The sequence below is a fragment of the Streptomyces mayteni genome (assembly GCF_054783955.1).
In genome coordinates this window covers 79168-93792 of the sequence record NZ_BAAGPR010000020.1, presented here as the reverse complement: position 1 = coordinate 93792, position 14625 = coordinate 79168, and the positions used below count along the sequence as shown (strand labels likewise).

Here is a 14625-nt window from a genome sequence, read left to right as displayed (position 1 = left end):
CAGCACGGTGAACGCCTCGGCGCGGGCGCCGAGCCGGCCCGAGCCGGCGAGCGCCAGCGCGCCGTAGGCGGCGGCGAAGAGCAGGGCGAGCGGCAGCAGCGAGGCGCTGACGGCGCGCGCCGCGGCGGCCAGGCCGGATCTCGGCCGGCCGACCGGGGTGCGGGGCGGGGGGATCTCCGTGCTCGTCACGGTCTCTCCTCTTCGGTGATGGGGACGATCACCGGTGGCGATCACCGGTAGTGATCACCGCCGGCGATCACTGGGGGAGGGGAAGGTGATCACGTCCCCCTCGGCCAGTACGGGCTCGGCGTACGCGTACGGGAGGGCGTCGGTGCCGTCGGGCGACTCGATGCCGATGCTGGCCCCGCCGCCCAGCGCGTCCTCGTCCCCGTCCTCGCTCGTCAGGTCCAGGTAGGCGAAGCTCACCTCGCCGTTCTCGGCGATCGACGCCTGGAAGGTCGCCCGGAAGTTCCCGAGGAAGTCGGTGACGTTCCGCCACTCGACGGTGAACACCCGGTGCGGCGCGGTTCCGGTGACGGCGGTGACCACCGACGCCTCGCCGTCGACGTAGAGGTCGTCCCAGAAGGGGAAGAGCGCGCCGTCCGGCAGGCTCGGGCTGGGCAGCGCGCGGTTGGACCAGTAGGAGCCGGAGTCCACGAAGCTGAGGTAGCCGTTGGTGGCGATCCAGGCGTGGGTGTAGGTCTCGCCGTAGAACGGGACGGGGAACGGCAGTTCCACCCGCACGTCCTCGTCGTCGCCGGTCAGGTCGAGGGCCGTCCCCTCGACCGGGGCCACGGCGGCGGCCCGCTCGCGGGCGCAGCCGTGGCCGAAGCCGTCGCGCTTGACCGGCAGGTCGAGGTCCACGACGTGGCTGCCGCGCACCATCACGGTCTCGGCGTCGGTCTCCCGGCAGGGCGCCTCCGCGGCGGTCACGGTGTAGGTGCCGCCGGGCAGCGCGGGGAGCCGGTAGCCGCCCGAGGAGTCGGTGACCGTGCTCTCCCCGCCCGGGTCGAGGGTGACGCGGGCGCCGCCGATCGGCTGGCCGGCGCCGTCCCTGACGGTGCCGCGGATCTCGTTGGCCTCCAGCGTGAAGTCCCGGGTGACGTACCGGGATTCGGGGGTGAGGGTGTGCTCGGCGCTGACCGTCGCGTGCCGTGTCGTGCGGGCGCTGACGGTCAGGTCGCCGTAGGGGACGCCGAGCCGGTAGCGGCCCTGGGCGTCGGTGCGGGTGGTGAGCGGCTCGGGGTCGGTGGCGCCGGAGCCCAGGTCGCGGACCACGGTGACCAGCGCGTCGGCGATCGGCGCCCCCGAGTCGCGGTCGGTGACGGTGCCCTCGACAAGCCCTGGGATCTCGTAGCGGAAGGCGGTGCCGGCGGCCAACACCGGCCGGTTGTAGGAGAACTGCACGCCCCGGCCGCCGTTGGCGCTCTCGATGCCGATGGTCGCCGAGTCGCCGCGGGCGCGCGGGGTGTCGGGGACGGCCAGGTACTCGATGGTCAGGCCGCCGGCCTCGCCCAGCACCACCTGGAAGCTGATCCGGTCGTTCGTGCCGTAGATCAGCACGTTCGACCACTCGACGGCGAACCTGCGCTGCGGCGCGGTGCCGCTGACCCCGGTGCGGATGGCCGCCTGGGCGTCCACCACCAGGTCGTCCCAGAACGCCATCACCGCCGCGTTCGGCTGACCGCCGCTCGGGATACGGGAGTTGACGGGCAGCACGCTGCCGGCGGTGAAGCTCAGGAAGCCGTTGGTGCCGACGTACGCGGTGTCGTGGTCGACGCCGTAGTGCCGGAAGGCGAAGGGGAGTCGCACCGTGCCGAAGGCGTCGTCGCCGGTGATGCCGGTGGCCGTGGTCGCCGACACCGGGGCCGGCGCGGTGCCGTGGCAGACGTGGCCCGACGCGTCGGAGGCGTAGGGCATGCGCACGGTGGGCGTGGCGTCGGCCGGGATGGTCAACTCGGCCTGGGTGGCGGTGCCGCAGCCCCAGGCGGTGGTGGTCAGCAGGTAACTCCCGGTCGGCACCCCGGGGATGGTGAAGCGGCCCTGGGCGTCGGTGGTGGCCGAGGGCAGCGGGGTGTTCTGGAGCCTGACCAGGCTGCCGGGCGCCGGGAAGCCGGCGCTGTCCAGCAGGGTGCCGCGCAGCTCCGTGGTGGGCAGTGGCGGCGGGGCCAGCGTCACGGTGGTGGTGGCGCCCGCGGTGACGGTGGCGTCGCCGGTCGCCGTCCGGTGGCCGAACCCGGTGGCGGAGAGCCGGTAGTCGCCCACCGGCAGGGTGAGCCGGGTGGCGCCCTGCCGGTCGGTGGCCACCACGCGCCGTGCGACGGGGCCCGTGACGTCGACGCGGGCGCCGGGCAGCGGCGCGTGGCCGGTGGTCGTGGTGGTGATCACCAGGGTTCCGGTGTCGCCGCGTGGCGCGGCCGCGACCGCCGCGTAGGCGTCGAGCCGGCCGGCGCCGAAGGCGGCGTCGCCGCGGCTCGTGGTGCCGCAGCCGCCGTCGCCGCCGGGGGCCGCGCCGGCGCGCAGCGCCTCGGCGGTGGCGGCGTCGCGGCCGAACAGCTCGGGCGAGGCGGACCACAGCAGCGCCACCGCGCCCGCCACGTGGGGCGCGGCCATCGAGGTGCCGTTCATCACCGCGTAGCCGGGCTCGACCGGCAGGCTGCGGCCGTCGGCCGAGACGATGGTGACCCCGGGCGCGGCGAGCGAGGGGCCCGCGGTGCCGCCGTCCGTGCCCCGGCTGGAGAAGCGGGCGATGGCGCCGTCCGGCTGGTACGCGGCGACGCCGAAGGTCGTCGGATAGTCGCCTGGGGAGGCCAGCGAGTCGCAGGAGGGGCCGTTGTTGCCGGCCGCGAACACCGGGAAGATGCCCAGGTCGCGCCAGCGGTCCACGATCTCCTCGTAGAACGGGTCGTCGGCCGTCGAGCCCCACGAGTTGGTCACGATGTGCGGGGCCAGCTCGGGGCGCGGATCGGCGCCGGTGAGGTCGGTGGGGGCGACGATCCACTCGCCGGAGCGCAGCAGCGACTCGTAGGTGCAGGAACGGTTCTCGCAGCCCTTGGCCGCGATCCACGTCGCGCCGGGCGCCATCCCGATCGGGCCGAACGCCTCGGTCGCCCCGCCGACCGCGGTGCCCAGTGTGTGGGTGCCGTGCCCGTGGTTGTCGCAGGGCGCCAGGGACGGGGTGCCGCAGACCTGGGCCGGGTCGAACCAGTTGTGGTCGTGGCTGAACAGCCCCCCGCCCAGGTTGCCCCGGTAGCTGTCGACGAGCGCCGGGTGGTCGAACATCACGCCGGAGTCGATGGAGGCGATCACCACGCCCTCGCCCTGGGTGCCGAACCCGGACCACACCTCGGGCGCGCGGGTGGCCGGGATGTTCCAGCCGTAGTCCGCCTCCTCGTCGTCCGCCGCCGTGACCGCCCGGGCGCCGGCCTCCGGCAGCCGGACGGCCGGCACCTCGCGGATCTCCCGCACCTCGGGCCGGTCGGCCAGCGCGTCGAGCAGCGTCGGGTCGTCGGTGGTGACGGTGAGGGAGTTGACCAGCCAGTGGCTGGTGTAGTCGGCGCCCGAACCGTCGAGCAGCCGCCGCAGCCCGGCCTGGGAGCGGTCGGCGACCTCCCGCAGCTCCGCGTAGCCGGCGGTGACCCGCTCGGCGTGGTCGGCCGCGTCGTCGAGGGCGTCGAGGGCGGAGAGATCGGCGGTCTCGTTGAGCGCCACGGTGAACTCGACGGCCTCGCCGGCCGCCACCTCGGCCCGCAACTCCGGTGCGAGCACGGGTGCTTCGGCGGCGGGCGACGGCGCGAGCAGGGCGGCCAGGAGGCAGGCGGGCAGGGCGTACTTCCGGAACACGTGACGCTCCCGGGGATCGAGTGGACCTGTGCGGTGGACCTGCTACGTGAATCCGCCGGGGACGGCGCGAGTGTGGAGATATGCGTGAAGCCCGGTCACATCTGTGATCAGGCGGGGGAGAGCGTAGCCATGGTGAACGAGCATGTACAGACCATGCGTCAGAAGTCGAGTAGCGTGAGGATCTCGTCCAGCGGCGGCATCAGGCTCCCCTGGTCGGCCGTGACGGTACGCCCGCCCTGCTCGAACTCGTATTGGAAGCCGTCCGCCACCGGCTCCCCGACCAGGCGTGACGGCAGCGCGGCGAACTCGGAGCCGTGGAGCAGCGCGGTCAGCTCCGCCAACTCCGGCTCGCCGAGCCGCCGTTCCTCGACGCCCGAACGCCGCTCCACGGAGACCGCGCCGTCGGCCGCGACCGTGACGACGTCGTTCACGCCCGCGATGCCACCGGTCACCCGCACCACCAGCACGTCACCACCACCGTCACGTTCCCCGCCCCCGTCCCCACCGCTGCCCCCGCCGTCGCCTGGCGCCTCACCGCGGTCCGCCGCGCCACCGCAGCCGGCCAGCACGACGAGTGCGACCAGTGCGACCGGTAGCACGGCCCATGCGCGCTTCATGGGCGGCAACCTATCGCCCCACCCTTCGACGACCAAGTCAACGCCGTTCCATGGGGGATGCCCGCTGGAGAACGCGGCGTACAGGTCGAGAACGGAGAGGTCGAAGGTCAGCGGGGCGTGATTGGCGAACCGGTCGGCGGGCGTGGCCCGCAGTTCGCCGACCGCCCAGTCGACGAAGGCGGTGGCGTTGCCGTGGCTGACGCGGACGCCCTTGGGCTTCCCGGTCGAGCCCGAGGTGTAGAGAACGTAGGCCAGGGTGTCGTCGTCGACGGCCTCGTCGACGGGTGCCGAGGGGGGTTCGAACTCGGCGGCCAGGTCGAGGACATGGGTGTCCTCAGGCAGCTCGTCGGACAGCTCGGAGACGTCGGCGGCGTCGGTCACGACGGCGCGGGCCGCGCAGTCGCGGACCATGGCCGCCACCCGCGGTGCCGGGACGTTCCGGTCGGCGGGAGCATAGGCGGCACCCAGCCGCAGCACGGCCTGCGTCGCGGCCACCAGCTCGGGGGACTTGTCTCCCCACAGCACGATCCGGTCGCCCCTGCCGCCCCCCCGGGCGCGTAACCCGCCGGCCAGCGCGTTGGCGCGGTCGTCCAGCGCCCGGTAGGTGAGCGATCCGGCGGGGCCGACGACCGCCGGCCGATCGGGAGCCGCCGCCGCGGCGTCGATGACGAAACGGTGCAGCGTCACAGCCCGACCTCCCGGGCGACGATCTCCCGCTGGATCTCGCTGGTGCCGGAGAAGACGGTGGTCGGTACGGCGTCCCGCAGCTGCCGCTCGACACCGGTCGCGGAGAGGTATCCGGCGCCGCCGTGGATCTGCACGGCGTCGACGCTGTTGGCGACGGCCGTCTCGGACACGGCCAGCTTCGCCAGGGAGATCGCGGCGAGGTGGTCGCGGCCCTGGTCGAGCAGCCAGCAGCCGCGGTAGAGGAGTAGGCGGCCGCTCTCGAGACGCTGCTTCATCGCCGCGACGCGGTGCGATATCGCCTGGAACTCGCCGATGGGGCGCCCGAACTGCCTGCGGCGACGGGCGTGCTCGACGCAGGTGGCGAGCTGCCGCTCCATCGTGCCCAGGTAGCTGGCGAGCAGGCAGGCGCGTTCCCAGGTCATCGAGTGCTGGAAGACGGCACCACCCTGGCCCTCCTCGCCGAGCCGGTACGCCGCCGGGACGCGGCAGTCCCGGAAGCTCACCCGCGCCGCGGGGCAGCTGCTCAGGCCCATCTTCGCCATCGGCTCCCCGACGGCCACGCCCGGCAGGTCGCGGGGGACCGCGAACCCGGTCACGCCGAGGAAGCCCGCCTTCGGGTCGGTGACGGCGTAGGTGACGATGACGTCGGCGGCCGGGGCGTTGCTGGCGAACGACTTCTCGCCGTCCAGGACGTGCCCGCCCGCCACGCGTCGGGCGGTCACGGCGAGCCGGCCCACGTCGGAGCCCGCCTCGTCCTCGGTCATGGCGTTCGCGGCGATCACCTCGCCGGTGGCCATGCCGGACATCAGCTCCTCGCGCACCCCCGTGGACGCGAAGTCCCTGACGGGGACCGCACAGGCCAGTAGATGAGCGCAGACCGCGAAGACCAGGCCGGTGTCGGGACAGCCCCGCCCGAAAGCCTCCAGCGACAAGGCGGTGTCCAGGGCGCCGAGCCCGCCACCGCCCTGCTCCGGCGGCAGACACAGGCTGGTCAGGCCGAGTGACGCGGCGATTTTCCACTGCTGGCGCGTGAGGTGCCCGTTCGATTCGGAGGGCGCGTCACTCAGTTGGTCACGGGTGGCGGACAGGATCTCGTCATACCGTCGCCGTTGGTCGGCGGTAAAGTCGAAGTCCACAATTCCCCCTTGATTGCGGAATGCCTGCCACACGGCCAGAGCACCAGGCTGGCCGACGGATGACCCGCATTCCGGGCAGGTCGAAACCAGCCCAGGACCGTACTCGGCGTTGGATGTCGGCATCCCCCGTAGAACGGCGTTGACTTGGTCCTCGACGAGTGGGCTCATCACTCGCCGAATGGCACCGTCGGCACCGGTTGGTCTCATCCGGATTCGACGATGTCACCGCTGATCTCTGCTGTCATCGGCCAATTTAGGCCGCCCGCGTCCGGGCGGGCGCGTGGGAGTCTGTCGGCGCGGGATGGAGAGGCGGGAGAGTCGTTGCCGTCGCAACACGGCAAGAAACCCCGAACCGCGCCGCCGGTGGACGGCGGCGCGGTTCGGGGGCGATCATCCGGGGCGGCGAGGCACCGGCAACGGCGCCGGGGGTGGGCGCTCGGGCGTGCCGGGGTCGACTCGGCCGCCGTGGTCAGGCCTGTCGGTCGTCCTGGGCCGGTGTCCGGTCGCGAGCCGAGACCCGCCTCCGTCGACCACCCTCCGCCGGCTTCTGGCCGTTCGGGGCCGCGGCGCCGTAGTTCGGGCACAGCGCCACCGCGTTGTCGGTGGCCTCGAGCAGGGTCTCCGCGGACGCGAGCACATCCAGCAGTTCGGGGCGGGTGAGCGAGTAGAACATCTGCCGCCCCTCAGGACGCGCCGTCACCAGGCCGCAGTCACGCAGGCAGGCCAGGTGCGCCGAGACGGAGGACTGTGCCATGTTCAACGCCACGGTAAGGTCCACGACCCTGGCCTCTCCGACCGCCAGCCGCTGCAGGATCACCAGGCGGGTCGGGTCGGACAGGCCACGAAACAACGCCACCGCGGGCGCGAGCTCCTCCCGGAACCCGGGTGCGGCGCCACTCATTATCGGCATAGAACAATGATAGCGACATCCATGCTCAGTCGGAACGGATGCCCTGTGGCGCCGATCTCATCGCCGCGGTGGCGATCGCCCGTTGGTGTGTGGCGCGTCGGTGTCGGGTCCGTGCCCGCCCCTCACGGCGCGCCCTCCTCCGACATGGCGGCGATGCCGTAGTTGGGGCAGGAGGCCGCGATCTCCTCCGTGGTGACCAGCAGTTGCTCCGCGCTGGTCAGCAGATCCATCAACTCCGGCCTGGCCAGGTGGTAGTACGACGAGCGGCCCTCGGAGCGGGAGTCCACGAGCCCGCAGTCACGCAGGCACGACAGGTGTGAGGAGATCGTGGACTGGGCCAGGCCCAGCACCGCGACGAGCTCGGTCACCCGCGCCTCGCCGTGGGACAGGCGCTTGAGGATCGCCAGTCGGGTCGTGTCTCCCAGCGAGCGGAACAGGGCCACCGCCGGAGCCAGGGACCTGCCGTCGGGGTCGTCCGCGTGGAAGTCCGTATCGTTTAACGCCATATAGGTGATGACAACTCCTAAGTTACTGATATGTAAAGGCGTGAACGGTTCCGCGCGCAAACAGGCGGCGTCGAGACGGCCGGGCGAGCGGATCGGTCCGCCGGGACCGAGCGGCGACGAAGTCCGTGTGCCGGCACGCCGATCGGCCGAGCTGAAGCTCGCCGCGGGCCGGGCCGGTGCTGAGGAAAGGGGCCTCGGTCTAGGTTCTGCTCACGCAGAGCAGGCAGAGGTCGGGAGTGAGAGGCGTGCGTGGCGCGGCCGTCGGCGGTGTCGCGGGGCCGGGGCGCGCGGGGACGAGGGCCGTGGCCGAGGCGGATGGCGTGTCGACCGCGATCGAGGACTTCGGCTGAGCGGCTCTGACCAGGCAGTGGCCGGAGCCCTCCGCGCAGCTGTCCAGGTCGGCGGCGCGGGCCTCGCTCCCGCCGCCGTCGCCGACCGCCTCGCGGCCGCTCGCCGGTTCGTCGGCGGTGGTGTCGGTCGGCCTCGCCACCGGATCGCTGTCGAACGCCGAATACGCCATCGCCGGGACGTGGTGTGGCAGCAGCCCCGCCGTCTCGCTGGCATAAGCGCATGCCAACAGCGCCACGACGGCCAGCAGGGCGGCTGGCCAGGCGCGCATGGCGAGGGCACGACGCATGGGAGGCATGGTAGCCACCGGAAGCCGACCCCGGGAGAGCGCGGAGCCGCCGGTCAGCCGGCCGAGAGGGACGCGGCCCCAAGTTCAGCCTGTTGTGGATTCACGAATCCATGTACCGTGATGGTCGTGCTGACTCTCGCCACCGACCTCGACGCGCTGACCCGGTTCGGCCGTGCGCTCGCCGACCCGATCCGTTGCCAACTGCTGCTCGCCCTGCGCGAGGCTCCGGCCCATCCCGCCGATCTGGCCGACGCGCTCGGGATCTCCCGTACCCGGCTCTCCAACCATCTGGCCTGCCTGCGGGACTGCGGGCTCGTCGTCGCGGTGCCGGTCGGTCGTCGCGTCCGCTACGAGCTGGCCGACGCCCGGTTGGGGCACGCGCTGGACGACCTGCGCACCGCCGTCCTCGCGGTCGAGGCGGACCGCACCTGCCCGGACACGGCCGAGAAGGGCTGCTGCTGATGGGCGCCGAGTGCTGTGGCCCGGCGGGCGCCACGGTCGAGCCCGCCGCCGAGGCCGAGGAGCACGGCCAGCGGCTGCACGAGGTGCGTGAGCTGCGGCTGGCGGCCGTCGCGGCGCTGCTGCTCGGAGCGGGTTGGGGCGCCGGCCAGGCCGGCGCCGAATCCGCCGGAGCCGCCCTGGGGTTGGCCGCGGCGGTGGCCGGCGCCACCACCTTCGTGCCGGGCGCGGTGCGGAACCTGATCCGGCACCGGCACATCGGCGTCGGCACTCTGATGACGCTGGCCGCGATCGGCGCGGTCGCGCTCGGCCAGGTCTTCGAGGCCGCGATGCTCGGCGTGCTGTTCTCCCTAGCCGAGGGCCTGGAGCACTACGCGATAGCCCGCACCCGCCGGGGCCTGCGCGCGCTGCTCGGGCTCGTCCCCGACACCGCGTCCGTACTCCGCGACGGCCGCGAGTTCACCGTCGCCCCCGGCGAACTGGCGGCCGGCGACCTGATGTTGCTGCGCCCCGGCCAGCGGGCCGTCACCGACGGCGTGATCCGCACCGGCCGCACCAGCCTCGACCACTCCGCGATCACCGGCGAGTCCATGCCCGTCGAGGCCGGCCCCGGCGACGCCGTGCACGCCGGCGCGATCAACGGCGGTGGCGCGATCGAGGTCGAGGTCACCGCTCCCGCGTCCGCCAGCTCCCTGGCCCGCATCGTGCACATCGTCGAGGAGGCCCAGGAACGCAAGGGCGCCGGCCAGCGCCTCGCCGACCGCATAGCCAGGCCGCTGGTGCCGGGGATACTCGTGCTCGCCACTCTCATCGCCGGCCTCGGCGCCCTGTTCGGCGACCCGTTGCTGTGGCTGGAGCGGGCGCTCGTGGTCCTGGTCGCCGCCTCCCCGTGCGCGCTGGCCATCGCCATCCCCCTCACCGTGGTGGCCGCCGTCGGTGCCGGAAGCCGCGCCGGCGCCCTGATCAAGGGCGGTCTCGCCCTCGAACAACTCGGCGCCATAAGGACCGTGGCCCTCGACAAGACCGGCACCCTCACCCGCAACTCGCCGCAGGTCGTCGCCACCGTGACGGCGGGCGCCGACACCGGCGCCGACGTGCTGCGGCTGGCCGCGGCGCTCGAGGCCCGAAGCGAACACCCGCTGGCCGCGGCGATCCTGGCCGCCACCGACGGCGATCTCCCGCACGCGGCGGACGTCACCGCGGTGCCGGGCAACGGACTCACCGGCACGGTGCACGGACACCACATCCGTCTCGGTAGGCCCGGCTTCGTCGCGCCAGGACCGCTGAGCGACGACGTCGACCGCCTCCAGTCCGAGGGCGCCACCGTCGTCCTGCTGGAACGCGACGGCGCCGTGCTGGGGGCGGTCGCCATCCGGGACGAACTGCGTCCCGAGGCGGCGGAGACCGTCACCGCGCTGGACCGCTTCGGGGTGCGCACCGTGATGCTCACCGGCGACAACCGGCGAACCGCCGCAGCCCTGGGCGCCACCGCGGGTATCGGCGACATCCGCGCCGACCTGCGCCCGGAGGAGAAGGCCGAGCACATCGCCAGGTTGCGCGCCGAGGGCGGACGGGTCGCCATGGTCGGCGACGGCATCAACGACGCCCCCGCGCTGGCCACCGCCGACGTCGGCATCGCCATGGGCGCGATGGGCACCGACGTCGCGATCGAGACCGCCGACGTCGCCTTGATGGGCGAGGACCTGCGGCACCTCCCGCACCTGCTCGGCCACGCGCGCCGGGCTCGTCGCGTCATGCTGCAGAACGTCGCGCTGTCCCTGGCCATCATCACCACGCTGATCCCACTGGCCGCGTTCGGCGTCCTCAGCTTGGCCACCGTGGTGTTCGTCCACGAACTCGCCGAGGTCCTCGTCATCCTCAACGCCATCCGCGCCGCCCGCACGGCCCCACTCCCCGGCCGGCCGACGGCCCCTTCGCCAGCCCGCCCCACGCCGCCGCCGGCGTCGCCGGCGGCGCCGGCCATCCCCGCACAGTCGGACCCCGGCACTGGGCGGGCCGCGGCGGTGGGCTGCTGTGCCGGATGTTCGACCGCCGCGGCCGTCCCCGAGCCGAGGTCCGGTGCCGGGACCGGCATCTGAAATTCAGATGGCCTGCAACAGAAACATCTGTTGGACAGAATTATGTGCGCGTTCAAGGATGTCTCCTGCGGTAGCACCGTCGCGCGACACCGGTGACAGGGGAAGGGGCTGCCGCCTGAGCGGAGGCTGAACGTTGAGTGAGAAGACCGAAGTGGTCATCGTCGGTGCGGGTCAGGCCGGCGTGGCGATGAGCGAGCACCTGGGAGCCCAGGGCGTACCGCACATCGTCCTGGAACGGCACCGGATAGCCGAGCGATGGCGTTCGGAACGCTGGGACTCCCTGGTCGCGAACGGCCCCGCGTGGCACGACAGGTTCCCAGGGATGGAGTTCCCCGATGTCGACCCGGACGCCTTCGCCTCGAAGGAGCAGATCGCGGACTACTTCGTCGCTTACGTGGAGAGGATCGGTGCCCCGGTCCGGTGTGGCGTCGAGGTGACCTCGGTGCGCAGGAACGTCCGCAGGCCCGGATTCCGGGTCGAGACCACGGAGGGTTCCATCGACGCGCGCTTCGTCGTGGCCGCGACCGGACCGTTCCAGCGGCCCGTGGTCCCTCGGATCGTGCCGGCCGGCGCCGTACCGGTGCAACCGCACTCCAGCGAGTACCGCAACCCGGGGCAACTGCCCGGGGGCGCCGTTCTCGTGGTCGGGGCCGGCTCCTCCGGGGTGCAGATCGCCGACGAGCTGCGCCGGTCAGGACGCCGGGTCCTTCTCTCCGTCGGCCCACACGACCGTCCTCCCCGCGAGTACCGCGGACGGGACTTCTGCTGGTGGCTCGGGGTGCTCGGGCGCTGGGACGCACAGACGCCTCCGGAGGGGGCAGCGCATGTCACCATCGCGGTCAGCGGCGCCCGCGGAGGTCACACCGTCGACTTCCGTGCCCTTGCCGCCGACGGGATCGAGCTCGTGGGGATGACCACGTCGTACGACGGCGGGGTACTGCGATTCGCCCCGGATCTGGCCGCGAACATCGCCCTCGGCGACGCCAGGTACCTCGAGCTGCTGCGGGCGGCCGACGAGTACGTCGAGCGCAACGGGATCGACCTTCCCGAGGAGCGGGAAGCGCACGTCCTGGGGCCGGACCCGGAATGTGTGGTCCGCCCTCGTCAGGAACTCGACCTGACCGGGGAAGGTGTCACCTCGATCGTCTGGGCGACGGGCTTCGCCGCCGACTACGACTGGCTCCGGGTCGACGCGTTCGACGAGAACGGCCGGCCTGACCAGCGACGGGGAGTCTCCGTCGAACCCGGCGTCTACTTCCTCGGTCTGCCGTGGCAGTCGCGCCGTGGATCCAGCTTCATCTGGGGTGTGTGGCACGACGCCAGACACGTCGCCGACCACATCGCGACCCAGCGGGGCTACCTCGCCTACGGCACCGCCCACCGGCCCGACACCGAGCCGGCGACCCGGAAGAACTGAGGAGCAGGGCATGACCTCCGCGCATGAGGACCACCAGGTGAGGGCCCCGATCGTCTCCGGCGGCCACACCCGGATCCGCCCCTTCAACGCCCGCGACACCTACCCCGAGCAGAGCCTCGACAACGACCTCTGCCAGGCCGTCGTCGCCGGGAACACCGTCTACGTCCGCGGCCAGATCGGCCAGGACCTCGCCACCAGCGAGTCCGTGGGAATCGGCGACGCCGGGGCTCAGGCGGACCGGGCCATGGCGAACATCAAGCTGCTGCTCGAAGAGGCGGGCAGCCGGATGGATCACCTGGTGAAGCTGACGATCTACCTGACCGACCCGCGCTATCGCGAGGCGGTCTACCGCTCCGTCGGCCGGTGGACCAGGGGTGTCCACCCGATCTCCACCGGCCTGGTCGTCTCCGCCCTGGCCCGCCCGGAGTGGCTGTGCGAGATCGACGCGATCGCCGTGATCCCCGAGGTGGCACAGGCATGACGTTCTCACTCGTGGTGCGTGACGGCGAACGGTTCGGCATCGTCACCAGCTCGTCGAGCCCCGCGGTCGCCGCCCGCGTCTCCCATCTGCGGCCCGGGACCGGTGCGGCGACCTCGCAGAACATCACCGATCCCACCCTCGGCACGAGTCTGTTGGAACGCCTGGCGGCACACGGTGACGCCGAGCGCGCCCTGGCCGAGGTCACCGGCGCGGCGCGGAACGCGCAGACGATCGACTACCGGCAGCTGACCATCCTTGGCCGCTCAGGACCCGGGTTCGCCCACAGCGGCCCGCACACGCTGGGCAGGCACGCCGCCGCCACGGCGGACGGCATGGTGGCGGCCGGCAACCTGCTGTGCGGCGAGCACGTCCCCGGCGTTCTCCTCGACGCGTACGCCGCCGCCGCGGGGGAGCTGGAGGAGCGGTTGCTCGCCGCCCTGAAGGCCGCCATCGAGGCCGGTGGGGAGGAGGGGCCGGTGCGCTCCGCGGGCCTCGCGGTCGTCGCGGACGTGGACTGGCGGGTGACCGACCTGCGCGTGGACTGGGCCGACGACCCCGTCGACCGCCTGGTCGAACTGCTCGATGTCTGGCTGCCGCAGCGCGACGACTACGTGCGCCGCGGACTCGATCCCGCCGCCGCCCCCTCGTACGGCGTGCCGGGCGACCTGTGATGGGCACGTTGAAGGAAGCGGCCAGGCGCGAGGTCGACCGTCATGCCGCGCGGCTGATCGGTCTCTCCCAGCGGTTGCACGCCGACCCGGAGACCGCCTGGGAGGAACACCGGGCCGCCGCCGCCGTGCCCGAGCTGCTGGACGGCGCCGGATTCGATGTCACCTCGTCCTACCTGGGCCTGGAGACCGCCTTCCTCGCGCGGTTCGGCAGCGGGCCCGTCCGGATCGCGCTGTGCGCCGAGTACGACGCGCTGCCCGGCCTGGGCCACGCCTGCGGGCACAACCTCATCGCCGCGAGCTCGGTCGGCGCGGCGCTCGGCCTGGCAGCCGTCGCCGACGATGCCGGCCTCACCGTCGAGGTCTACGGCACGCCGGCGGAAGAGGGCGGCGGCGGCAAGATCGAGCTGCTCGACCGGGGAGCCTTCGCCGGTGTGGACCTCGCGATGATGGTGCATCCCGCGCCGGTCGACGTCGCAGAAGCCCAGCCGTTCGCGGTCAGCCACTCCAGGATCTCCTACACCGGGAAGTCCGCGCACGCCGCCGCCTACCCCGAGTCGGGCATCAACGCGGCCGACGCCTTCACGGTGGCTCAGGTCGCCATCGGCCTGCTGCGCCAGCAGCTGCCGTCCTCGGCGCGCGTGCACGGCGTGGTGACCCACGCCGGGGCCGCCCCGAACGCCATCCCTGAACGGTCGACCGGACGCTGGTACGTCAGGGCCGAGACCCTGGCCGAACTGGCCGACCTCGAGCCCCGCGTCATGCGGGCCTTCGAAGCGGGCGCCCTCGCGACCGGCTGCGAGCTGCTGATCGAACCGGAGAGCCAGCCGTACGCGGAGTTCCGCGCGGACGAGACCGCCCTCGGCCACTACCGCTCCAACGCCCGGGCCCTGGGCCGGGAGTTCGCGCCACCGGGTCAGGCCGCCCGGATGAATCGCGCCTCCACCGACATGGGCAACGTCTCGCAGGTGGTACCCGCCATCCACCCCTACATCGGCATCGGCTCCCTGCCGGCCACCAACCACCAGCACGAGTTCGCCGCGTACTGCGTGGGCGGCACGGCCGAGCGTGCCCTCCTCGACGGAGCGGTCGCACTGGCCTGGACCGGGGTGGACCGGAGCACACGGGCCGGGTGAGCCGCGTGGCCGACCTGGGGCAGCCACGC

General features: G+C 73.0%; 13 protein-coding genes. 6 read left to right on the top strand and 7 right to left on the bottom strand.

Annotated elements, in window-relative coordinates; translation table 11 throughout:
- The 7 genes from ACYVPE_RS12385 to ACYVPE_RS12355 form a co-directional block, all read right to left on the bottom strand.
- Nucleotides 1-189: hypothetical protein (locus ACYVPE_RS12385; RefSeq protein ID WP_461033563.1), on the bottom strand; the 189-nt coding region annotated here is incomplete at its 3' end.
- A gap of 54 nt (nucleotides 190-243) precedes the next feature.
- A complete protein-coding gene (locus ACYVPE_RS12380; protein ID WP_461033562.1) occupies nucleotides 244-3843 on the bottom strand; it encodes a carboxypeptidase regulatory-like domain-containing protein in 3600 nt (1199 codons plus the stop codon).
- Nucleotides 3844-4001: 158 nt separating this feature from the next.
- The gene (locus tag ACYVPE_RS12375) at nucleotides 4002-5147 is read right to left on the bottom strand and encodes an AMP-binding protein (protein WP_461033561.1); all 1146 of its coding nucleotides are present in this window, start codon (nucleotides 5145-5147) and stop codon (nucleotides 4002-4004) included.
- Nucleotides 5144-6283, bottom strand: a complete 1140-nt coding sequence (locus ACYVPE_RS12370; protein WP_461033560.1) for an acyl-CoA dehydrogenase family protein — start codon at nucleotides 6281-6283, stop codon at nucleotides 5144-5146. The genes ACYVPE_RS12375 and ACYVPE_RS12370 overlap by 4 nt, the downstream gene beginning before the upstream one ends.
- Nucleotides 6284-6752: 469 nt before the next feature.
- Nucleotides 6753-7193 (bottom strand): ArsR/SmtB family transcription factor, encoded by a 441-nt coding sequence (locus tag ACYVPE_RS12365; RefSeq protein ID WP_461033559.1) that lies wholly within the window; start codon nucleotides 7191-7193, stop codon nucleotides 6753-6755.
- A gap of 122 nt (nucleotides 7194-7315) precedes the next feature.
- Nucleotides 7316-7699, bottom strand: coding sequence for an ArsR/SmtB family transcription factor (locus ACYVPE_RS12360; protein WP_461033558.1), 384 nt, complete (start codon nucleotides 7697-7699; stop codon nucleotides 7316-7318).
- A 199-nt stretch (nucleotides 7700-7898) separates the two neighbouring features.
- The gene (locus tag ACYVPE_RS12355; protein WP_461033557.1) at nucleotides 7899-8336 is read right to left on the bottom strand and encodes a hypothetical protein; all 438 of its coding nucleotides are present in this window, start codon (nucleotides 8334-8336) and stop codon (nucleotides 7899-7901) included.
- A gap of 126 nt (nucleotides 8337-8462) precedes the next feature.
- On the opposite strand from ACYVPE_RS12355, the gene ACYVPE_RS12350 reads away from it, so the two are divergent.
- The 6 genes from ACYVPE_RS12350 to ACYVPE_RS12325 all read left to right on the top strand — a co-directional run bounded on the left by ACYVPE_RS12350 (nucleotide 8463) and on the right by ACYVPE_RS12325 (nucleotide 14596).
- Entirely contained in the window at nucleotides 8463-8798 is a 336-nt protein-coding gene (locus tag ACYVPE_RS12350; RefSeq protein WP_461033556.1) for an ArsR/SmtB family transcription factor, read from the top strand.
- Complete coding sequence (locus tag ACYVPE_RS12345; RefSeq protein WP_461033555.1) at nucleotides 8798-10894, top strand: heavy metal translocating P-type ATPase; 2097 nt, start codon at nucleotides 8798-8800, stop codon at nucleotides 10892-10894. Before ACYVPE_RS12350 ends, ACYVPE_RS12345 begins: the two co-directional genes overlap by 1 nt.
- 133 nt (nucleotides 10895-11027) lie before the next feature.
- Nucleotides 11028-12311 carry a flavin-containing monooxygenase gene (locus tag ACYVPE_RS12340; RefSeq protein ID WP_461033554.1) on the top strand — a complete coding sequence of 428 codons (1284 nt, stop codon included), beginning with the start codon at nucleotides 11028-11030 and terminating at the stop codon, nucleotides 12309-12311.
- A gap of 10 nt (nucleotides 12312-12321) precedes the next feature.
- The gene (locus tag ACYVPE_RS12335; RefSeq protein ID WP_461033553.1) at nucleotides 12322-12792 is read left to right on the top strand and encodes a RidA family protein; all 471 of its coding nucleotides are present in this window, start codon (nucleotides 12322-12324) and stop codon (nucleotides 12790-12792) included.
- Entirely contained in the window at nucleotides 12789-13463 is a 675-nt protein-coding gene (locus ACYVPE_RS12330) for a DUF1028 domain-containing protein (protein WP_461033552.1), read from the top strand. Before ACYVPE_RS12335 ends, ACYVPE_RS12330 begins: the two co-directional genes overlap by 4 nt.
- A complete protein-coding gene (locus ACYVPE_RS12325; RefSeq protein WP_461033551.1) occupies nucleotides 13463-14596 on the top strand; it encodes a M20 family metallopeptidase in 1134 nt (377 codons plus the stop codon). Before ACYVPE_RS12330 ends, ACYVPE_RS12325 begins: the two co-directional genes overlap by 1 nt.
- Nucleotides 14597-14625: the final 29 nt, after the last annotated feature.